This is a genomic window from Xenorhabdus bakwenae, from assembly GCF_030272115.1.
GTDB classification, from domain to species: Bacteria; Pseudomonadota; Gammaproteobacteria; order Enterobacterales; family Enterobacteriaceae; genus Xenorhabdus; species Xenorhabdus bakwenae.
The window spans coordinates 2,150,374-2,172,244 of record NZ_CP119194.1 but is presented as its reverse complement, the minus strand read 5'-3'; the positions used below and the strand labels follow the sequence as shown (position 1 = coordinate 2,172,244).

At 47.4% G+C, this 21,871-nt stretch carries 15 protein-coding genes and 2 pseudogenes; 15 read left to right on the top strand and 2 right to left on the bottom strand.

What is annotated here, in order from left to right; genetic code table 11:
* Positions 1-12: 12 nt before the first annotated feature.
* The 13 genes and pseudogenes from PXH59_RS11100 (at position 13) to lpxC (ending at position 16,089) form a co-directional block, all read left to right on the top strand.
* Positions 13-1,792, top strand: a pseudogene (locus PXH59_RS11100) (peptidoglycan glycosyltransferase FtsI).
* Positions 1,779-3,266, top strand: a complete 1,488-nt coding sequence (gene murE, locus PXH59_RS11095; protein WP_285808362.1) for a UDP-N-acetylmuramoyl-L-alanyl-D-glutamate--2,6-diaminopimelate ligase — start codon at positions 1,779-1,781, stop codon at positions 3,264-3,266. Before PXH59_RS11100 ends, murE begins: the two are co-directional and overlap by 14 nt.
* A complete protein-coding gene (murF, locus tag PXH59_RS11090) occupies positions 3,263-4,645 on the top strand; it encodes a UDP-N-acetylmuramoyl-tripeptide--D-alanyl-D-alanine ligase (protein WP_285808361.1) in 1,383 nt (460 codons plus the stop codon). Before murE ends, murF begins: the two co-directional genes overlap by 4 nt.
* Positions 4,639-5,721: a phospho-N-acetylmuramoyl-pentapeptide-transferase gene (gene mraY, locus PXH59_RS11085; RefSeq protein ID WP_285808360.1), complete on the top strand. Its 1,083-nt coding sequence runs from the start codon at positions 4,639-4,641 to the stop codon at positions 5,719-5,721. Before murF ends, mraY begins: the two co-directional genes overlap by 7 nt.
* A 2-nt stretch (positions 5,722-5,723) precedes the next feature.
* The gene (murD, locus tag PXH59_RS11080) at positions 5,724-7,034 is read left to right on the top strand and encodes a UDP-N-acetylmuramoyl-L-alanine--D-glutamate ligase (RefSeq protein ID WP_285808359.1); all 1,311 of its coding nucleotides are present in this window, start codon (positions 5,724-5,726) and stop codon (positions 7,032-7,034) included.
* A complete protein-coding gene (gene ftsW / locus PXH59_RS11075; protein ID WP_285808358.1) occupies positions 7,034-8,227 on the top strand; it encodes a cell division protein FtsW in 1,194 nt (397 codons plus the stop codon). Before murD ends, ftsW begins: the two co-directional genes overlap by 1 nt.
* Positions 8,224-9,309: an undecaprenyldiphospho-muramoylpentapeptide beta-N-acetylglucosaminyltransferase gene (gene murG, locus PXH59_RS11070; RefSeq protein ID WP_285808357.1), complete on the top strand. Its 1,086-nt coding sequence runs from the start codon at positions 8,224-8,226 to the stop codon at positions 9,307-9,309. Before ftsW ends, murG begins: the two co-directional genes overlap by 4 nt.
* A 37-nt stretch (positions 9,310-9,346) precedes the next feature.
* A complete protein-coding gene (gene murC, locus PXH59_RS11065; protein WP_285808356.1) occupies positions 9,347-10,822 on the top strand; it encodes a UDP-N-acetylmuramate--L-alanine ligase in 1,476 nt (491 codons plus the stop codon).
* Positions 10,815-11,735: a D-alanine--D-alanine ligase gene (locus PXH59_RS11060; protein ID WP_285808355.1), complete on the top strand. Its 921-nt coding sequence runs from the start codon at positions 10,815-10,817 to the stop codon at positions 11,733-11,735. The genes murC and PXH59_RS11060 overlap by 8 nt, the downstream gene beginning before the upstream one ends.
* 1 nt (position 11,736) lies before the next feature.
* Entirely contained in the window at positions 11,737-12,552 is an 816-nt protein-coding gene (gene ftsQ / locus PXH59_RS11055; protein ID WP_285808354.1) for a cell division protein FtsQ, read from the top strand.
* Positions 12,553-12,584: 32 nt separating this feature from the next.
* Positions 12,585-13,841: a cell division protein FtsA gene (ftsA, locus tag PXH59_RS11050; protein ID WP_047767675.1), complete on the top strand. Its 1,257-nt coding sequence runs from the start codon at positions 12,585-12,587 to the stop codon at positions 13,839-13,841.
* Positions 13,842-13,907: 66 nt separating this feature from the next.
* Entirely contained in the window at positions 13,908-15,071 is a 1,164-nt protein-coding gene (gene ftsZ / locus PXH59_RS11045; RefSeq protein ID WP_047767678.1) for a cell division protein FtsZ, read from the top strand.
* Positions 15,072-15,170: 99 nt separating this feature from the next.
* Positions 15,171-16,089: pseudogene (gene lpxC, locus PXH59_RS11040) on the top strand (UDP-3-O-acyl-N-acetylglucosamine deacetylase).
* Between the two features lie 104 nt (positions 16,090-16,193).
* On the opposite strand, the gene PXH59_RS11035 reads toward lpxC, so the two are convergent.
* A complete protein-coding gene (locus PXH59_RS11035) occupies positions 16,194-16,730 on the bottom strand; it encodes a DUF721 domain-containing protein (RefSeq protein ID WP_285808353.1) in 537 nt (178 codons plus the stop codon).
* A 37-nt stretch (positions 16,731-16,767) separates the two neighbouring features.
* On the opposite strand from PXH59_RS11035, the gene secM reads away from it, so the two are divergent.
* Together secM and secA are read left to right on the top strand one after the other, a co-directional pair.
* Entirely contained in the window at positions 16,768-17,322 is a 555-nt protein-coding gene (gene secM, locus PXH59_RS11030) for a secA translation cis-regulator SecM (protein WP_285808352.1), read from the top strand.
* A gap of 94 nt (positions 17,323-17,416) precedes the next feature.
* On the top strand, positions 17,417-20,125 hold the full coding sequence (gene secA / locus PXH59_RS11025; protein WP_285808351.1) for a preprotein translocase subunit SecA: 2,709 nt from the start codon (positions 17,417-17,419) through the stop codon (positions 20,123-20,125).
* A 147-nt stretch (positions 20,126-20,272) separates the two neighbouring features.
* Here secA and PXH59_RS11020 read toward each other — a convergent pair whose 3' ends face one another.
* The gene (locus PXH59_RS11020; RefSeq protein ID WP_285808350.1) at positions 20,273-21,856 is read right to left on the bottom strand and encodes an ABC-F family ATP-binding cassette domain-containing protein; all 1,584 of its coding nucleotides are present in this window, start codon (positions 21,854-21,856) and stop codon (positions 20,273-20,275) included.
* Between the last annotated feature and the right edge of the window lie 15 nt (positions 21,857-21,871).

Genomic DNA, 21,871 nt, shown 5'->3' with positions numbered 1-21,871 from the left:
AAAAGGTGGGCGATGAAAGCTGCACGCTCTTTAAAGTTGAAAAAGCAAGAAGATAAAGCAAGTTTTGTAAGCTGGCGTTTTGCCTTGCTGTGTGGAGGCATTGGGGTTGCTTTAATCGGGCTTTTGATTCGTGTTGCCTATTTGCAGATTATCAATCCTGATCGTTTGGTAAAAGAAGGTGACTCGCGTTCCCTGCGCATCCAATCTATCCCGACTGCCCGTGGCATGATTAATGATCGCAATGGGCGCCCACTGGCGGTGAGTGTGCCTGTTGATGCGGTCTGGGCAGATCCCAAGGAAGTGTTTGAAAAAGGTGGCATCACAAATGACACCCGCTGGCAGGCTTTGGCTGATGCTCTTTCTATCCCTCTTGAACAGTTAACCAGTAAAATTAGCGAATATCCCAAGGGGCGTTTTGTTTACCTTGCCCGCCAGGTGAACACTTCTATCGGCGATTATGTCGAGAAATTAAAGCTACCCGGTATTTATTTGCGTCAGGAATCCCGGCGTTATTATCCGGCAGGGCAAGTGACCGCACATATTATTGGGGTGACTAACATTGATGGCAAAGGTATTGAGGGCGTTGAAAAGAGTTTTGATAACTGGCTGACAGGTATGCCGGGAAGCCGAACCGTTCGTAAAGATCGTACCGGGCGTGTCATCGAAGATATCTCCTCTACCGATAGCAGGGCGGCCCACGATCTGACGCTCAGTATTGATGAGCGTCTTCAGACGTTGGTGTACCGAGAATTGACGAAAGCGGTTGCACTGAATAAAGCCGAATCAGGTACAGCGGTACTGGTTGATGTCAACACCGGCGAAGTTTTGGCGATGGCAAACAGTCCGTCTTATAACCCCAATAATTTGGCTGGAACACCGAAAGATGCGATGCGTAACCGCGCCATCACCGACATTTTTGAGCCTGGCTCCACGGTGAAACCGCTGGTGGTGATGAGTGCACTGAATAGTGGCATTGTCAAAGAAAATACGGTGTTAGATACCCGGCCATACCGCTTAATCTACGGTTCGCGGGGGCATGAAATCAAAGACGTTGCGCCCCGTCCTGAGTTAACTATCACCGGGATCTTACAGAAGTCGAGTAACGTGGGTGTTTCCAAGCTGGCGTTAGCGATGCCTGCCTCAGAGGTGGTGGATGTTTATTCACGCTTTGGGATGGGAAAACCGACCAATTTGGGGCTGGTCGGAGAAAGTAGTGGCTTATTTCCAACCAATAAACAACGGTGGTCAGATCTTGACAGGGCCACCTTTTCTTTCGGCTACGGGCTAATGGTAACACCGTTACAGTTAGCGCGAGTCTACGCAACGATAGGCAGTTTGGGTATTTATCGCCCGTTGTCAATTACTAAAGTCGATCCACCCGTTCCGGGCGCCCGGGTATTCCCTGAATCTGTTATGCGGACAGTGGTACACATGATGGAGAGTGTGGCATTACCGGGAGGAGGAGGGGTACGGGCTGCGATAAAAGGTTATCGCATTGCGATTAAAACGGGGACGGCAAAAAAAAGTCGGGCCGGATGGTAAGTACGTCAATAAGTATATTTCTTACACCGCAGGGGTTGCACCTGCGAGTCATCCACGGTTTTCATTGGTTGTGATCATTAATGATCCACAGGCAGGCAAATATTATGGTGGTGCAGTTTCAGCGCCTATCTTCGGTGCCATCATGAGTGTGGTTCTGCGTACCATGAATGTTGAACCAGACGCATTGCCTGTTGGCGATAAAAACGAATTTGTAATTAACAATAAAGAGGATAAAAGTGGCAGATCGTAATTTGCGCGATTTATTGGCTCCTTGGGGTGTTGATACACCGGAGCTTCCGCTGCGTGAAATGACATTGGATAGCCGTAAGGCGGCTGCCGGAGATCTGTTTGTTGCGGTTCAGGGGCATCAGACAGATGGTCGGAAATATATTCCTCAAGCCATCGCTCAGGGTGTCGCGGCGGTAATTGCAGAAGCAAAAGGGACAGCGGATAACGGCACAGTGCAGAAAATGCACGGCGTGCCTGTTATCTATCTGGATGATTTAAATGATAAATTATCCGAACTGGCGGGTGAGTTTTACCAACATCCCGGCAATAAACTGAAATTGGTTGGCGTTACCGGCACCAACGGGAAAACCACAACAACACAACTGTTGGCGCAATGGAGCCAGGGGCTTGGCGAAACCAGTGCCGTGATGGGAACAGTAGGAAATGGTTTGTTGGGCATGATAGTCCCCAGCGAAAATACGACTGGTTCTGCGGTTGATATTCAGCTTGATTTACAGCAACTTGCTCATCAAAGTGCCACTTTTGTGGCGATGGAAGTCTCTTCACATGGTTTGGTTCAGGGACGCGTGGCCGCATTGCCATTTCAGGCTGCTATTTTTACTAATTTAAGCCGTGATCACCTTGATTATCATGGCGATATGGAAAGTTACGAAGAGGCCAAATGGCGACTGTTTAGTCACCATAATGTGAAGCAGAAAATCATCAATGCTGATGATGCGGTTGGGCAGAAGTGGTTGTCCTGTCTGCCGGACGCCGTTGCGGTCTCAATGGAAAATAATTTGCCGGAAAATTGGCAGGGGCGTTGGCTATCAGCTAGTGAGGTGCATTATCACGATAAAGGTGCATCCATCACATTTACTTCCAGTTGGGGAAATGGAACGCTCAATAGCCCTTTGATGGGTGCGTTCAATGTCAGCAACTTACTTCTGGCACTTGCCACTTTGTTGTCTCTGGATTATCCCCTGGATAAATTGTTATCGATGGCTTCTTGTCTGAAACCTGTTTGTGGACGTATGGAAGTTTTTTCTGCTGCTGATCGCCCGACAGTTGTCGTTGATTATGCCCACACGCCTGATGCGTTGGAAAAAGCATTGTCTGCGGCTCGCCTGCACTGTAAGGGGCGACTCTGGTGTGTATTTGGTTGTGGGGGTGATCGCGACAAAGGTAAACGTCCATTAATGGGCGGCGTTGCAGAGCAGGGTGCTGATCGTGTGGTTGTCACGGATGATAATCCTCGCAGTGAAGAGCCTCGGGCAATTGTGGCTGATATCCTGCAAGGGTTCATCGATCCGGGGCAGGCGATGGCGATTCATGGGCGTGTTGAGGCCGTCACCAGTGCCATTATGCAGGCAAGCGAAGAAGATGTTGTTCTGGTGGCAGGCAAAGGCCATGAAGATTACCAACTGGTCGGCAATCGTCGTCTGGATTACTCAGATCGCCTGACTGTTGCGCGTTTGTTGGGGGTAATTGCATGATCCCTCTGACCCTACAACAATTGGCACAGTTGACGGATGGCGTGTTATATCGCGTTACCGAGCAGCAAGCTGAAACTTTGCCAATTCATACTGTGGAAACGGATAGCCGTAACATCGTGCATGGCGGTTTGTTTATTGCCTTAAAAGGGGAAAAATTTGATGCCCACGATTTCGCCGCTGATGTAGTACAGCAGGGTGCCGGTGTTTTATTGGTCAGCCGTCGTCTGGATATTGATTGCCCGCAGGTTGTGGTCAAGGACACGCGTCTGGCAATGGGAAAACTCGCGGGCTGGGTTCGTCAGCAAAGTAAAGCACGAATTGTGGCTTTAACTGGCTCGTCGGGGAAAACATCCGTAAAAGAGATGACCGCTGCTATCTTGCGTCAGTGTGGAAATACCCTTTATACCGCAGGCAATTTCAATAATGACATTGGGGTGCCATTGACCCTGTTCAGACTGACTGATGAGCATCAGTTTGCTGTTATTGAACTGGGTGCCAACCATATTGGAGAGATTGCTTACACCACGGAAATGACGCGTCCTGAAAGCGCATTAGTCAATAACCTCTTTTCCGCCCATTTGGCAGGATTTGGCTCTTTAGCGGGGGTGGCAAAGGCTAAAGGTGAAATCTTTGCCGGCCTTGCTCCGACCGGAACCGCCATAATCAATCTGGATAGCCATGATTGGGAACATTGGCAGCACAGCATTAGCGAGCAGCAAACCGTATGGCGCTTTTCCGCATCATCAACGACGGGAGCGGATTTTTACGCAACGGACATTTTAGAACAACCGTTGTCTGCGCATTTTTGTCTCCATAGCCCAATTGGCAGCGTTGAACTGACATTGCCATTGCCGGGCAAACACAATGTTGCCAATGCATTGGCAGCCAGTGCGCTGGCAATTTCTGTTGGTGCATCACTGGATGATATTCGTACCGGATTATCGGGGTTGAAAGCGGTTGCAGGACGTTTGTTTCCTATCCTTCTGACTGAGGGAAAAGTGATATTAGACGACACCTATAATGCAAATCCCGGCTCCATGATTGCGGCGGCGAATGTGCTGGCGAAGATGTCCGGTTATCGGGTCATGGTTGTTGGTGACATGGGCGAGTTGGGGGAGCAGGCGATTGAGTGCCATCGTGAGGTGGGTGAAGCCGTGGCATCCACAAATATAGATAAGGTCCTCAGCGTCGGGGCTTTCAGTGCCCATATTAGTGACGCGAGTGGTCGGGGGCAGCATTTTGCGAACAAGGCTGAATTGGTTGCAGCGCTGCTTCCTTTATTGGAACAACAAGAAATGATTTCCCTATTAATTAAAGGTTCACGCAGTGCCGCGATGGAAGAGGTAGTGAACGTACTGAAGGAGAACTTCCAATGTTAGTTTGGCTGGCCGAATATTTGGTTAAGTATCACACGGGCTTTAACGTCTTCTCTTATTTGACGTTCAGAGCCATCGTCGGCTTGCTTACTGCATTATTCATCGCGCTATGGATGGGACCAACTTTGATCGCTTATCTGCAAAAATTGCAGATAGGTCAAGTTGTACGCGACAACGGCCCTGAATCCCATTTTAGCAAGCGTGGGACACCGACAATGGGAGGGTTGTTGATTTTATTCTCCATCACGAGTTCTGTGCTGCTGTGGGCTCGTCTGGATAATCCTTATGTCTGGTGTGTCTTACTTGTTTTAGTCAGTTATGGCGTCGTCGGGTTTGTGGATGACTACCGCAAAGTGGTGCGTAAGGATACCAAGGGGCTAATTGCGCGTTGGAAATATTTCTGGCAATCCGTTATTGCATTGGGTGTTGCGTTTGCTATGTACAGCATCGGCAAAGAGACAGCGGCAACACAACTAGTCGTACCATTCTTCAAAGAGGTTATGCCACAACTGGGCTTGCTTTACATTCTGCTGACTTATTTTGTGATTGTCGGAACCAGTAACGCGGTGAATCTGACGGATGGATTAGATGGTCTCGCCATTATGCCGACAGTACTTGTTGCAGCAGGGTTTGCTTTGGTGGCATGGGCGACAGGTAACGTGAATTTTGCGAACTACCTGCATATCCCTTATTTGAGCCATGCAGGTGAACTGGTGATTGTCTGTACTGCGATTGTCGGCGCCGGGCTGGGTTTCTTGTGGTTTAACACTTATCCGGCGCAAGTGTTTATGGGCGATGTTGGTTCATTGGCTCTGGGTGGAGCATTGGGAACCATTGCCGTATTACTGCGCCAGGAGTTCCTGCTGATCATCATGGGCGGGGTTTTTGTGGTGGAAACGTTGTCGGTCATTTTGCAGGTTGGATCATTCAAACTGCGTGGACAGCGCATTTTCCGTATGGCACCGATTCACCATCACTATGAATTGAAAGGTTGGCCGGAGCCACGCGTTATCGTGCGCTTTTGGATTATTTCCTTGATGCTGGTGTTGATTGGTCTGGCAACGCTGAAGGTACGTTAATCATGACAGAATACAAGGGTAAAAAAGTCGTCATCGTTGGGTTAGGGCTGACAGGTCTGTCCTGCATTGACTTTTTTATTACACGTGGCGTGATCCCGCGTGTGATGGATACCCGTATAGTGCCACCGGGCAGCGATAAGCTGCCTGATAGCGTCGAATGTCACACAGGCAGCCTGAACAAACAAGGGTTGATGGAGGCCGATTTAATCGTTGCCAGCCCGGGCATTGCCCTGGCAACGCCTGAATTGCAAGCGGCGGCTGATGCGGGTGTTGAAATTATCGGCGATATTGAGCTGTTTTGCCGCGAAGCGACTGCGCCGATCGTTGCCATTACAGGTTCAAATGGTAAAAGCACCGTGACCACTCTGGTTGGCGAAATGGCGAAAGCGGCGGGGTGGCAGGTTGGTGTGGGGGGCAACATTGGTGTCCCGGCACTGGAATTGCTGAAACAGCCTTGTCAGCTCTATGTATTGGAGCTGTCCAGTTTCCAGCTTGAAACAACATATAGCTTGAAAGCTGCGGCAGCGACGGTACTGAATGTAACCGAAGATCACATGGTTCGTTATCCCAAAGGGTTGGCACAGTATCGGGCAGCGAAGTTGCACATTTACAATCAGGCAAAAACGTGTGTGGTCAATGAACAGGATGCGCTGACATTACCAGAAACAGGCAAAGATAGCCGTTGTATCAGCTTTGGTGTGGATAGCGGTGATTATCGGCTTGATAGTGAACAGCAACAACTGGTGGTCAATCAACATCCGGTGCTGGCAACCCGTGAAATGCAGTTGGCCGGGCTACATAACTATACCAATGGCTTGGCAGCGTTAGCACTGGCAGATGCTGTAGGCATTCCTCGTGCGGCCAGCCTTCAGGCTTTACGTACCTGTGCCGGGCTGGAACACCGTTTTCAGGTGATTCACATGAGAAAGGGGGTTCGTTGGGTGAATGATTCTAAGGCGACCAACGTCGGCAGCACCCAGGCGGCACTTAGTGGATTGAAGCCGGAAGGGACACTCTATCTTTTATTGGGGGGAGATGGAAAAGCGGCAGATTTTACCCCACTGAAACCCTATATATCAGGGGATCATATTCGCCTTTACTGTTTTGGTCGTGATGGCGGGCAGCTAGCACAATTGCGCCCGGAAATTGCAACACTGACGGAAACAATGGAACAGGCGATGAGAGAAATTGCTCCCAAGCTGGTTTCTGGCGACATGGTACTGCTGTCACCCGCTTGTGCGAGCTTCGATCAATTCAATGGTTTTGAACATCGTGGTCATGAATTTGCCCGTTTGGCAGAGGAGTTAGGCTGATGACCATTCCGGGCCTTGGTAAATTTAAAACTTGGTTGACGGGAAATGTGGCAGCCGATGCCACAGATACCGTTATGTATGATCGTACCCTGGTCTGGATGATATTAGGGTTGGCTGTGATTGGCTTTGTCATGGTGACGTCGGCATCAATGCCCGTTGGACAGCGCCTTGCCCAGGATCCTTTTATCTTTGCACGACGTGATGCCATTTATTTGTCACTGTGTTTTTTCTTGTCCCTGATTACGTTGCGCATTCCGATGGATTTCTGGCAGCGTTACAGCAACGTCATGTTATTAGTAACAATCATGATGCTGGTTGTGGTGCTGTTTGTGGGAAGTTCAGTCAATGGGGCGTCACGTTGGGTAGCGATAGGCCCGTTACGTATTCAACCAGCGGAATTGTCGAAACTATCACTCTTTTGTTATCTCTCCAGCTATTTGGTTAGAAAAGTTGAGGAAGTCAGAAACAACTTCTGGGGATTTTTCAAACCGATGGGTGTCATGGTTGCATTGGCGATATTGTTGCTGGCACAGCCTGATTTAGGGACCGTGGTTGTGTTATTTGTGACAACTTTGGCACTGCTATTTCTGGCCGGCGCGAAATTGTGGCAGTTCCTTGCCATTATTGGTTGCGGAATATTTGCCGTGTGCGTACTGATTGTTGCTGAACCTTACCGTATACGCAGGGTGACCTCTTTCCTGGATCCGTGGGAAGATCCTTTTGGCAGTGGTTATCAGTTAACCCAATCGTTAATGGCATTTGGTCGTGGCGACTTTTTTGGGCAAGGGCTGGGAAATTCAGTCCAAAAACTTGAATACCTGCCGGAAGCCCACACTGACTTTATTTTCTCCATTCTGGCCGAAGAATTGGGTTATTTCGGTGTGGTTTTAGTGCTGGCAATGGTATTCTTCGTCGCTTTCCGCGCAATGATGATCGGTCGTCGGGCATTGCAACTTAATCAACGGTTTTCTGGCTTTTTGGCTTGTGCCATCGGCATATGGTTCAGCTTTCAGGCGTTCATTAACGTTGGTGCGGCGGCAGGTATGCTGCCAACCAAAGGATTAACATTACCTTTAGTCAGTTACGGTGGCTCTAGTTTGATCGTGATGTCAACGGCCATCGTCTTGTTGTTGCGCATTGATTATGAAGTCCGTCTGGCAAAAGCACAGGCGTTTGTAAGGAGCCCTAAATGAGTGGCAATAACCGGCGTTTAATGGTGATGGCGGGTGGTACGGGCGGCCATGTGTTCCCCGGGCTGGCCGTTGCCCACCATTTAAAAGAGCAGGGGTGGGATATTCGCTGGTTGGGAACTGCGGATCGCATGGAAGCTGATTTAGTGCCGAAGCATGGCATTGATATCGAATTTATTCAGATTTCAGGTTTGCGGGGCAAGGGGATCAAAGCGTTGCTTGCGGCCCCAATGCGAATTTTTAAGGCCATTCGACAGGCAAAAGCCATTATGCGTCGTTATCAGCCTGATGTTGTGCTGGGGATGGGTGGCTATGTCTCTGGGCCTGGTGGTATAGCGGCCTGGTTGTGTGGCATTCCGGTTGTACTGCATGAGCAGAATGGTATTGCGGGGCTGACGAATCGCTGGTTAGCCAAAATTGCCAAAACAGTTTTACAGGCATTTCCAGGGGCATTCCCTGATGCGCCGGTTGTTGGCAATCCTGTAAGGGAGGATGTATTGGCATTGCCAGAGCCAATACAGCGTTTGGCCGGGCGTAAAGGGCCTGTTCGGGTACTGGTTATTGGCGGTAGTCAGGGAGCAAGAGTCCTGAACCAAACTATGCCGGAAGTCGCTGCTCACTTGGGCGATAAGATCACTTTATGGCATCAGGCTGGCAAGGGTGCCAGGGAAGAGACGCAGAAACAATATGACAATTCGGTTAAATCTGAATTCAAAGTGACTGAATTTATTGATGATATGGCGCAGGCCTATGCGTGGGCTGATATTGTCGTATGTCGTTCTGGTGCACTCACGGTCAGTGAGGTTTCCGCCGCAGGCTTACCGGCGATTTTTGTTCCTTTCCAGCATAAAGATCGCCAGCAATATTGGAATGCCTTGCCACTGGAAAAAGCGGGAGCCGCAAAGATACTCGAACAACCCGAATTTACGGTTGATGCTGTCGTAGGCCTATTAATTCAGTGGCAACGCCCACAATTGCTGGAAATGGCAGAAAAAGCACGCTCAACCGCCATCATTAATGCAACCGAGCGTGTAGCAGCAGCGTTGAACGATGCTGTAGAGAATCATTCAGGCCGTTCCAGGTAGAACGGTTGATGTAAACATAACGAGTGAAGAGTAAAACGTGAATACACAACAGTTGGCGAAATTAAGAGCTTCAGTGCCTGAAATGAGAAAAGTCAGGCATATCCACTTTGTTGGCATTGGCGGTGCTGGCATGGGTGGTATCGCCGAGGTGTTGGCTAATGAAGGTTATCAGATAAGTGGTTCTGATCTGGCCCCCAATCCTGTCACACAGCAATTGATCGCACTGGGTGCAACTATTTATTTCAATCACCGTCCAGAAAATGTGCGGGACGCCAGTGTCGTCGTGGCATCCACGGCCATTTCGGCAGAAAACCCCGAAATTGTGGCGGCGCGTGAAGCGAGGATCCCCGTGATCCGCCGTGCGGAAATGCTGGCAGAGCTTATGCGTTATCGCCACGGTATTGCGATTGCGGGAACGCATGGAAAAACCACGACGACGGCGATGATTGCTGGCATTTATGCGCAGGCGGGGCTCGATCCTACCTTTGTGAATGGTGGGTTAGTCAAAGCAGCGGGTACACATGCTCGATTAGGTAGCAGCCGCTATCTGATTGCAGAAGCAGATGAAAGTGATGCTTCATTCTTGCATTTGCAACCCATGATGGCGGTTGTCACTAATATTGAAGCTGACCACATGGATACCTACCAGGGGGATTTTGAAAACCTAAAGCAAACGTTCGTTAATTTCCTGCATAACCTGCCATTTTATGGGCGTGCGGTTATGTGTATTGACGATCCTGTCGTGAAAGAACTGGTTCCCCGAATTGGGCGTTATATCACGACCTACGGTTTTAGTGAGGAAGCAGACGTTCGTATTACTCACTATGAGCAAAAAGGGGCTCAGGGATTTTTCACCATCAGCCGAACTGACTTGCCGGATTTGCATGTGATCTTAAATGCCCCCGGACGCCACAATGCGCTGAATGCAACTGCCGCAGTTGCCGTGGCAACAGAAGAAGGCATTGATGATACCGCTATTCTGGCGTCACTGGCTGAGTTTCAGGGAACCGGACGCCGTTTTGATTTTCTGGGGAATTTTCCTCTTAAACATATCAATGGCAAAGAAGGAAGCGTGATGCTGGTTGATGATTATGGCCATCATCCAACAGAAGTTGATGCCACGATTAAAGCGGCACGAGCGGGTTGGGGGGATAAGCGTATTGTCATGGTATTCCAGCCACACCGTTATACCAGAACGCGTGATTTATATGATGATTTTGCCAATGTTCTGAGTCAGGTAGATGTTCTATTAATGTTGGATGTGTATGCCGCTGGTGAAACGCCGATCCCAGGCGCGGATAGCCGTTCTTTATGCCGTACTATCCGCAGTCGTGGCAAGTTGGACCCGATTTTTGTATCAGAACCTGAACAAGTTTCAACCATTCTGTCACAGGTGATAGAAAACAATGACTTAGTTTTGGTACAGGGTGCCGGCAATATCGGTAAAATAGCGCGCAATTTGGCTGAAACAAAATTGCAGCCATCTTTTTATGAGGGAGGACATCATGGCTGATAAAGTTGCTGTTCTGTTGGGCGGAACTTCCGCTGAACGCGAAGTTTCATTGCAATCAGGACATGCGGTTGTGGCAGGGCTGAAGGAAGCAGGCATTAATGCTTATTCAATTGATACAAAAGACTTTGATGTGACTAAACTCAAAGAGGAAGGATTCAATAAAGTCTTTATCGCACTGCATGGTCGCGGTGGTGAAGATGGTACGTTGCAAGGTTTGCTGGAGTTTTTGCAAATTTCTTATACCGGCAGCGGAGTGATGGCATCAGCCTTGTCAATGGACAAATTGCGCACAAAACAACTCTGGCTGGGAGCAAAACTGCCTGTTTCACCTTATGTCGTCATTAATTCTCTAAAATTTGAACAACTTAATGATTTTCAACTCAAAGAGTATGTTCAAGAATTAGGTCTGCCATTAATGATTAAACCGAATCTGGAAGGCTCCAGCGTAGGGATGACTAAGGTGAGTGAATATGCCGAATTGCGTAGCGCATTGGCACTGGCATTTCAATACGATACTGATGTGTTGGTTGAAAAATGGCTTTTTGGCCCTGAATATACCGTCGGATTTTTAGGGGATGAAGCTCTTCCTTCTATCCGTATTCAGGCTCCAGATACATTTTATGATTACGATGCGAAATATATTTCCAACCAAACACAATATTTTTGTCCAAGCGGCTTGAGTGCAGAAAAAGAACAAGAGCTATTAGATATCGCCTCAAAGGCGTATAAAGCGCTGGGATGTCATGGCTGGGGGCGAGTCGATATCATGGACGATGGGAATGGTAATTTCTACCTGTTGGAAGCGAATACGTCCCCTGGCATGACCAGCCATAGCCTTGTGCCAACTGCTGCGCGTCAGGCTGGATTAAGTTTTTCTCAACTCGTAGTGAGAATTTTGGAGTTGGCTGATTAATATGTCGCAGGCAGCCCGGAATAGCCGGGAGCGGGAGGGTGAAATACAGCGATTTCGTCCTAGTAATGGTTACTACCTGGCAGGGATTATCTTTTTCTTGATGGTCGTCGGCACCATCATATGGGGGGGCTGGATGACACTGGACTGGATGAAAGATCCTAGCAGATTACCACTCTCAAAGCTGGTACTGACTGGTGAGCGCCATTACACCACGAATGATGACGTAAGACAGACTATTTTATCCCTGGGTTCTCCCGGGACATTTATGACTCAGGATGTCAACGTCATTCAGGAAAAGATTGAACAATTGCCATGGATCCGGCAGGTCACTGTTCGCAAACAATGGCCTGATGAACTTAAAATACATCTGGTAGAATACGTACCTTATGCGCGCTGGAATGATACCCGACTGTTGGATGCCGAAGGCCGGGTATTTAGCTTACCTATAGAGCGCAGTGCAAATGACCAGTATCCGATGTTGTATGGGCCAGAAGGCAAAGAAAAAGACGCATTGAATGAGTACCACACAATGGCGACTTTTCTTGAAAAACACCAGATGAAACTGAAAGCAGTGATCATGACAGCACGTAACTCCTGGCAACTGATATTGGATAACGATATCCGTTTAGAGCTAGGAAATCGAGATAAAATGGAGCGAATGAAACGTTTTGTTGAACTTTATCCTGTGTTGTTGAGAAACACTGAAAAACGTGTGGCTTATGTTGACCTACGTTATGACAGTGGTGCTGCGGTAGGTTGGGCTCCTTTATTAACTGATGCGCCGGTTCCAATGAATGGGCAAGAAAACAAACAGTGACTGGTAATAATACAGAGACAGGCAGAATAACGATGATCAAATCAACGGACAGAAAATTAGTAGTTGGCCTTGAAATCGGTACAGCAAAGGTATCTGCCCTGGTTGGTGAAATTCTGCCCGATGGTATGGTTAATATTATCGGAGTAGGAAGTTGCCCATCCCGCGGCATGGACAAAGGCGGTGTCAACGATCTTGAGTCGGTTGTCAAGTGCGTACAGCGTGCCATTGATCAGGCTGAACTCATGGCGGATTGCCAGATATCTTCAATCTATCTGGCGCTTTCCGGCAAACATATTAGTTGCCAGAACGAAATTGGTATGGTGCCGGTTTCAGAAGAAGAAGTTACACAGGATGATGTGGACAGTGTTGTCCATACAGCTAAGTCAGTTCGTGTTCGTGATGAACACCGTATTTTGCATGTGATCCCACAGGAATACGCGATTGACTATCAGGAAGGGATCAAAAATCCGGTTGGACTCTCTGGTGTGCGTATGCAGGCAAAAGTCCACTTGATTACCTGCCATAACGACATGGCGAAAAACATTGTAAAAGCTGTTGAACGTTGTGGATTGAAAGTTGATCAACTTATTTTTGCAGGATTGGCAGCAAGTTATGCTGTGTTAACAGAAGATGAACGTGAATTGGGCGTCTGTGTCGTTGATATCGGCGGCGGGACGATGGATATCGCTGTATATACTGGTGGTGCATTGCGTCATACCAAGGTGATTCCTTATGCAGGCAATGTGGTGACCAGTGATATCGCTTATGCGTTTGGTACTCCTCCAAGTGATGCTGAAACCATCAAGGTTCGTCACGGCTGCGCATTGGGTTCGATAGTAAGTAAGGATGAAAGTGTAGAAGTTCCAAGCGTGGGAGGACGCCCTCCTCGTAGCTTGCAACGTCAAACACTGGCTGAAGTTATCGAACCCCGTTATACCGAACTGCTGAATTTAGTTAATGATGAAATATTGCGATTGCAGGAGCAATTGCGGCAGCAGGGAGTGAAACACCACCTAGCGGCAGGGATTGTCCTGACTGGGGGAGGAGCCCAAATTGATGGCCTGGCCGAATGCGCTCAACGGGTATTTCATACCCAGGTTCGCATTGGCCGCCCTCTGAACATCACTGGATTGACAGATTATGTGCAGGAGCCTTGCTACTCAACAGCGGTTGGACTTCTGCATTATGGCAAAGAATCCCACCTTGGCGGAGATTCCGATGCCGATAAAAGAACGTCAGTGAGTGGCTGGTTTAAGAAAGTCAGCCACTGGCTGAAAAAAGAATTTTGATTTTTTATACAGAGACCATGACAAAGTCGCAGGTCTCGTTATAAAGGCACAAAACGGAGAGAAATTATGTTTGAACCACTGGAATTAACCAACGACGCGGTGATTAAAGTCATCGGCGTCGGCGGCGGCGGCGGTAATGCTGTGGAGCACATGGTGCGTGAGCGCATTGAAGGTGTTGACTTCTTTGCTGTTAACACGGACGCTCAGGCACTGCGTAAGACGGCTGTTGGTCAGACTATCCAGATTGGCAACGGCATTACAAAAGGATTAGGCGCTGGTGCGAACCCGGAAGTTGGTCGTACTGCGGCGGAAGAAGACCGCGAATCACTGCGTACAGCACTGGAAGGTGCAGACATGGTGTTTATTGCCGCTGGTATGGGAGGTGGCACGGGAACGGGTGCTGCCCCTGTTGTAGCCGAAATTGCCAAAGAGCTTGGCATTTTGACCGTTGCCGTTGTCACTAAGCCATTTAATTTCGAAGGCAAAAAACGGATGGCCTTCGCGGAACAAGGGATCACTGAACTGTCCAAGCATGTGGACTCACTGATCACGATTCCAAATGACAAATTATTGAAAGTCCTGGGACGAGGTATTTCTCTGTTGGATGCATTCGGTGCAGCCAATGATGTTCTGAAAGGCGCGGTTCAGGGGATTGCCGAACTGATCACCCGCCCAGGACTGATGAACGTTGACTTCGCTGACGTTCGTACCGTGATGTCGGAAATGGGTTATGCCATGATGGGTTCAGGTATTGCACAAGGTGAAGATCGTGCGGAAGAAGCCGCAGAGATGGCTATCTCCAGCCCACTGCTGGAAGATATTGATCTTTCTGGTGCCCGTGGCGTTTTGGTTAACATCACAGCGGGCTTTGACCTGCGTTTGGATGAGTTTGAAACCGTTGGTAACACAATCCGTGCATTTGCTTCTGATAATGCAACGGTGGTTATCGGGACATCACTGGATCCAGATATGAATGATGAGCTGCGTGTAACCGTTGTGGCAACAGGCATTGGCATGGACAAACGCCCAGAAATCACCCTGGTGACCAATAATAAAGCTCCTCAGACAAATCCGATGGAGCGCCGTTACCAGCAGATATCTGGCGGAATTTCTTCATTGTCTGATGAGAACAAAACGGTAGCAAAAGTCGTCAATGACCAAAATGCACATACGGGCAAAGAGCCTGATTATCTGGACATTCCTGCATTTTTGCGTAAGCAGGCTGATTAATTGCTAAAAAATTGGCTTCTCCGCTTTTTGTGTTAAACTATCCTGCCAGTCATACATTATAGTGATTGGCGGGATAAGTAACATTGCGAGATATAAACGATGATCAAACAAAGGACACTAAAACGTATTGTTCAAGCGACCGGCGTCGGTTTGCACACCGGTAAAAAAAGTCACGCTGACAATGCGTCCAGCGCCGGCTAATACCGGGGTCATCTATCGTCGTACTGACTTGAATCCTCCGGTTGATTTTCCGGCAGATGCCAAATCTGTGCGTGATACTATGCTCTGTACTTGTCTGGTGAATGAGCATAATGTGCGTATTTCAACAGTTGAACATTTGAATGCAGCGTTGGCAGGTTTAGGGATCGATAATATTGTTATTGAAGTCGATGCACCAGAGATCCCGATTATGGATGGCAGCGCTAGCCCGTTTGTTTTCCTGTTATTGGATGCGGGTATTGAAGAGCTGAATGTCGCGAAGAAATTCGTGCGAATGAAAGAAAGCGTCCGTGTGGAAGACGGTGATAAATGGGCTGAATTGGCGCCTTATCATGGTTTCAGCCTGGATTTTACCATCGACTTTAATCATCCGGCGATTGATGCGGGTACCCAGCGCTATGGGCTGGAGTTCTCTGCGGATTCATTTGTTCGCCAGATTAGTCGTGCGCGTACTTTCGGGTTTATGCGTGATATTGAGTATTTGCAATCTAAAGGCTTGTGTCTCGGTGGCAGCTTTGATTGTGCGATTGTCGTTGATGACTACCGCGTACTCAATGAAGATGGTTTGCGTTTTAAAGATGAATTCGTCCGCCATAAAATGTTGGACGCCATCGGTGATCTATTCATGTGTGGGTATAATATCATTGGTGCCTTTACTGCGTTTAAATCAGGCCATGCACTAAACAACAAGTTACTGCAAACTGTTTTAGCACAGGAAAGCGCCTGGGAATTTGTCACATTTGAAGATGAAGCTGAAATGCCATTGGCTTTCCGCGCACCATCACTAGTGTTGGCATAATGGCTGACATGTGGATTGATAAAGAATGTTGAGAACATTCCTATGATGCCCCAATGGGTTATATTATCTATCACGCTTCTTTCTCTGATGTTTTTTATTCAGCGTTAACGCTTCTTTTTGGCTGTACTGGTACTCTCTCCGGCCAGCGCAGCCAACCGCTCTAGCCTCTTTTTCAATTTTTCAGGGCTATTTTCAGCCAACATCATTAATGTTTTTGCGCTTTCACGAGTGAGCTGGCGCTTTGGTAATTCCTGATTATCATTACTGGATGCTTTGGTTGATAATTTTGAGAATCTTTGTTCATTATTATCACACTTAACCATTAATGATGGGTTAATCCTGATGTCGATTGAGGATAAAGATGGTAGAATTTCGCTTCTCAATGTAGAGAGTAAGACAGGAATTTCATAGCGCAGCCGGGTCATCCAGCTGGCATTTCCGGCTTCCAGTACCAGAATTTGTTTGCGATAATTAGCGACCCTGCACCACGGGTGCAATTGTGCAGGAAGCAAACTGAGAACGGCACGGTTGAGTTTCAGTAATGCGATGGCATGTTGTTGGATCATTTGAAGTGGGCTTTTTCCGACAGTTGCCGCGTCTTCAAACAGCTTATCCAGTGATTGTGGGCGGCTATCTCGCATAATAGGGGCAGTTCCAGTATTTATTAATGAAGGATTAATGAGTATTTTAAATCTTTGGCGACAATTTGGTAGGCGTTATTTTTGGTCTCACCTTTTACTGGGCATGGTTGCTACAGGAATTGGTGTTCCTACTGTTTTCGCTGGCGTGGCAGAAAGCCTGCATCATACAAATACTTCTTCTGCCCAGGGAAGCCGTCACCCGGCATTTTCCTCTTTTGATCACTTATTTGAATTACACTTACTCCAATTAAAAAGTGTCCAGCGCCAACCTGCTAATTATTTAAATTATTGGCAGCAACATGCCGTTCGTAATGTGATCCGTCAACTTTCTTTTGCTTTTTCGGTGGCAGAGCCAATCAAGTACGAAGGCGCAAAAGAAAGTCCCCAGATTTCTTCTCCCTCCATGCAACGACTTATGCTGGATACGTTGCATGCCATGCTGACACAAGCACCAATGCCATTTGAAGAAATTATCTCAGATGTTGCGATGATTGATGCTGTGCTTCCTGATACCCATACTCCAGCTCTCTGGATCGCAAAAGTTCAGGGAATTAGGGCAGGGCCAACGCCCAATCATCTATTTCTGCTTTAATACTACCGGCTTATTTAACGTTAAGTTTAATAAGCTCATTTTTAAGAAATGATTGATTGGCTACAACAATAGCCCTATCTGAGATGTACTAATTATGCTGACTAAATTACTGACAAAAATTTTTGGTAGCCGCAATGACCGTACCTTGCGCCGTTTACGTAAAGTGGTTGATGAGATCAACCGTATGGAACCGGACTTTGAAAAACTCTCTGATGAAGAGTTGAAAGCGAAAACAGAGCAATTTCGTGCCCGTTTTAACGAGAGAGAATCACTGGATAAAATTCTGCCAGAAGCGTTTGCTACTGTGCGTGAAGCCAGTAAACGTGTATTTGGTATGCGCCACTTTGATGCGCAGTTATTGGGCGGGATGGTCTTGAATGAACGCTGCATAGCGGAAATGCGTACAGGTGAAGGTAAAACACTGACCGCAACATTACCGGCTTATCTTAATGCCCTAAGTGGTAAAGGTGTTCACATTGTTACCGTGAACGATTACCTGGCACAGCGCGATGCTGAAAATAACCGCCCGCTGTTTGAATTCCTTGGCTTAAGTGTCGGTATTAACTTACCGGGTATGCCATCACCGGCAAAACGTGAAGCTTATGCTGCGGATATCACATACGGTACTAACAATGAGTTTGGTTTTGACTATTTGCGCGACAATATGGCATTTAGCCCAGAAGAGCGAGTCCAACGCAAATTGCACTATGCATTGGTGGATGAAGTTGACTCGATTCTGATCGACGAAGCCCGTACACCTCTGATTATTTCAGGACCGGCGGAAGACAGTTCTGAGCTTTATATCAAAGTAGACAAGCTGATCCCGAAACTGGTTCGTCAGGAAAAAGAGGATTCAGAAACCTTCCAGGGTGAAGGACATTTCTCTGTTGATGAAAAAACACGTCAAGTCAACCTGACAGAGCGTGGCCTGGTATTGATTGAAGAGTTATTGGTGGATGCCAAATTGATGGATGAAGGCGAATCCTTGTATTCACCGACCAATATTATGCTGATGCACCATGTAACAGCGGCTCTGCGTGCTCACGCCCTGTTTACCCGCGATGTTGATTATATCGTCAAAGAGGGTGAAGTTATCATCGTTGATGAACATACCGGGCGTACCATGCAAGGACGTCGTTGGTCTGATGGCTTGCACCAAGCTGTGGAAGCGAAAGAAGGTGTCGAGATCCAGAATGAAAACCAGACGCTGGCTTCAATCACATTCCAGAACTATTTCCGTATATACGAAAAACTGGCGGGGATGACAGGAACAGCGGATACGGAAGCGTTTGAATTCAGCTCCATTTATAAATTAGATACCATTGTTATTCCAACCAATCGCCCAATGATCCGTCAGGATTTACCGGATCTGGTCTATATGACAGAAGCGGAAAAAATTGAGGCAATCATTGAAGACATCAAAGCACGGACAAGCAGTGGTCAGCCTGTTTTGGTGGGGACAATCTCGATTGAGAAATCAGAACTTGTGGCTAACGCATTAACGCAAGCGGGTATTGCACATAACGTTCTGAACGCAAAATTTCATGCATTGGAAGCCGACATCATCGCGCAGGCTGGCCAGTCTGGTACAGTGACGATTGCAACCAACATGGCAGGACGTGGTACAGACATCATGTTGGGGGGCAGTTGGCAGGCGGAAGTCGCTAAATTGGAAGAGCCAACTGAAGCACAAATCGAGAAAATCAAGGCAGAATGGCAAGAACGCCATGATGCAGTATTGGCTGCGGGTGGCTTACACATTATTGGTACGGAGCGTCATGAATCACGGCGTATAGATAATCAGTTACGTGGTCGTGCGGGCCGTCAGGGTGATGCGGGTTCTTCACGTTTCTACCTATCAATGGAAGATTCCTTAATGCGCATTTTTGCTTCCGATCGTGTGACCGGTATGATGCGTAAACTGGGTATGCAGCCAGGGGAAGCCATTGAACACCCATGGGTGACGAAAGCGATTGCGAATGCTCAACGTAAAGTTGAGAGCCGTAACTTTGATATTCGTAAACAGTTGCTGGAATATGATGATGTTGCGAACGATCAGCGTCGGGCTATTTATGCTCAACGTAACGACTTGCTTGATGTGAGTGATGTCAGCGAAACCATCACCAGCATCCGCGAAGATGTCTTCAAGGTAACCATTGATGCTCATATTCCACCGCAATCACTGGAAGAAATGTGGGATATTGAAGGATTGCAAGAACGTTTAATCAACGATTTCGATTTGAATCTGCCAATCAAAGAGTGGTTGGACAAAGAGCCTGAATTGCACGAAGAAACATTGCGTGAACGTATTCTTGAAAAAGCGATCGAAATTTATAAGCAAAAAGAAGAAATTGTCAGTGCAGAAATGATGCGTAACTTTGAAAAAGGCATCATGTTGCAAACCCTGGACACATTGTGGAAAGAGCATTTGGCGGCGATGGATTACCTCCGCCAAGGCATTCACTTGCGTGGTTACGCCCAGAAAGATCCAAAACAGGAGTATAAACGCGAATCTTTTGCCATGTTTGCCAATATGCTGGAATCATTGAAATATGAAGTGATCAGTACCTTGAGCAAGGTCCAGGTTAGAATGCCGGAAGAAGTTGAGGCGCTTGAACAGCAGCGTCGTGAAGAGGCTGAACGTTTGGCAAAACAACAACATTTGAGCCATGAAGTTGAGCAGGGTGCGTTGATGTCAAAGGCCGAAGCTCAAATGGCAACGGGAGAGCGTAAAGTTGGACGCAATGATCCTTGCCCATGTGGTTCTGGCAAAAAATATAAGCATTGCCACGGTCGCTTATAAGTAGAGTGAGTTTATAAGCAAGAAAGCCGTGCCAATGGTGAATTCAGTTACTACTGGCACGGGTTAATTTATCGAAAACCCTTAGATCTTATTCTGCAAAAAAATTCTTCAATGGAACTTGCTTAAGAAATAGATTTGAGGGTTTTGTCATAATATTAATTCCTGCATATTGCCTACATTTTCAATGAACTTATCGTCGTGAGAAATAAGTACCATTGCTCCTGTATAATCATGTAGCGCTTTTTGCAGCAGCTCACGAGATTCAATATCCAGATGGTTATCTGGTTCATCTAATAACAGCAGGGCAGGTGCATATGGCCCACAAAACAGGCAAGCCAGCGCGACTTTAAGTTGTTCTCCTCCACTGAGATAACTGACAGGTTTCAAGGCTTCCTCACCGCGTATACGCAATTGTGCCAACCGGGTACGGTAACGATCTTCTGTCCAGCCTGGCGACTGTAATTGAAAGTTATGTAACGCGGATTGGTTTTTATCAAGGAACGAAAAATGCTGATCCATCAGACTGTGTGACGGAGTGATACGACAGATACCCTGTTTCGGAACCCGTGAACCCGTCATTACCTTTAATAAAGTGGATTTTCCGCTACCATTTTTACCAGTGATAGCCAAGCGATCACCATTATTGATGGTTAAACTGATGGACGTACCGGAGCCGAAAGGCAGAATGACATCCTGAAGATAGAGTAACGGAGAAGTGGCGGTTTGCGGAGTCGCAACAGCGATTGACAGCGGATCGATAATTTCGAGTTTTGCTCTGGCTTCTATAGCTAATGAAGAGCTGTGTTGCAATCGCTCTTCATTCTGTTTTGCTATCCGTGATAGTGTTGCTTCTGAGCGTCCTAATGCGTGATCAAGCAGGATCTTAGCCTGATTGGCATTTTTCCGCCGTTGCTTCCCCTGACTTTGCCTTTTGCTACTCTTTTCATGATCTTTTTGCTTATCACGTAAGGCTTGTTTTAGGCTTTTTTGGGTTTGATCCACTTCACGTTGAATGCCCAGCCGTAGTTGCTCTTTACTTTCCAGCCAGGTTTTCCATCCACCGATACTGCGGGATAACCCTAATCCGCTGAGTTCGTAAACAACCGATACATGCTGTAATAGTTGGGTATCATGGGTAACCAGCAGAACTCCGCCATCAAAAGCACTTAACCACTGAGCCAGCCAAAGGCGACCTTGTCGGTCAAGGTGATTGTTTGGTTCATCTAGGATCATAAAACCTGCGCTTTGACGTTTCAGCGCCAACAACCTGATCCGTGTTTGTTCTCCACCGCTCAAGGAATTAACCGGTTGATTTAATACGCCTGGATTGAGTTCACCTTCTGCCAGTAAAGACTCAGTTTGAAATTGCCAATCCCAGTTTCCTTCCATAGCATCAAAATCTGCTTCATCACCAACGCCAGCAAGGACACGTTCATTGGCGCTCATGATTTTGGTTAACCCCAGCATATCTGCGACATTACCGGAAAAAGGTGTTAAACCTTGTGACAAATAACCCACCCTACAAAAATGTTTTACACTACCTTCTGTGGGACGGATCTGTTGTGCCAGTATTGATGCCAGCCAGGATTTACCAATACCATTGCGCCCAACTAGCGCATATTTTTCTGTATTTAAGAATATATCGATACCAGAAAATAGCGACGTTGTTTCACCAGGAAATTGATAGGCGATTTGCTGTGCTTCGATCAATGATTGAACATCATTTAGCATAAACTGTGCTTCCTT

Excerpts from the sequence above, each read along its gene's own strand:
- murF (WP_285808361.1), top strand. The coding sequence starts at position 3,263 with ATGATCCCTCTGACCCTACAACAATTGGCACAGTTGACGGATGGCGTG.
- mraY (WP_285808360.1), top strand. The coding sequence starts at position 4,639 with ATGTTAGTTTGGCTGGCCGAATATTTGGTTAAGTATCACACGGGCTTT.
- murD (WP_285808359.1), top strand. The coding sequence starts at position 5,724 with ATGACAGAATACAAGGGTAAAAAAGTCGTCATCGTTGGGTTAGGGCTG.
- ftsW (WP_285808358.1), top strand. The coding sequence starts at position 7,034 with ATGACCATTCCGGGCCTTGGTAAATTTAAAACTTGGTTGACGGGAAAT.
- murG (WP_285808357.1), top strand. The coding sequence starts at position 8,224 with ATGAGTGGCAATAACCGGCGTTTAATGGTGATGGCGGGTGGTACGGGC.
- PXH59_RS11060 (WP_285808355.1), top strand. The coding sequence starts at position 10,815 with ATGGCTGATAAAGTTGCTGTTCTGTTGGGCGGAACTTCCGCTGAACGC.
- ftsQ (WP_285808354.1), top strand. The coding sequence starts at position 11,737 with ATGTCGCAGGCAGCCCGGAATAGCCGGGAGCGGGAGGGTGAAATACAG.
- ftsA (WP_047767675.1), top strand. The coding sequence starts at position 12,585 with ATGATCAAATCAACGGACAGAAAATTAGTAGTTGGCCTTGAAATCGGT.
- ftsZ (WP_047767678.1), top strand. The coding sequence starts at position 13,908 with ATGTTTGAACCACTGGAATTAACCAACGACGCGGTGATTAAAGTCATC.
- PXH59_RS11035 (WP_285808353.1), bottom strand. The coding sequence starts at position 16,730 with ATGCGAGATAGCCGCCCACAATCACTGGATAAGCTGTTTGAAGACGCG.
- secM (WP_285808352.1), top strand. The coding sequence starts at position 16,768 with ATGAGTATTTTAAATCTTTGGCGACAATTTGGTAGGCGTTATTTTTGG.
- secA (WP_285808351.1), top strand. The coding sequence starts at position 17,417 with ATGCTGACTAAATTACTGACAAAAATTTTTGGTAGCCGCAATGACCGT.
- PXH59_RS11020 (WP_285808350.1), bottom strand. The coding sequence starts at position 21,856 with ATGCTAAATGATGTTCAATCATTGATCGAAGCACAGCAAATCGCCTAT.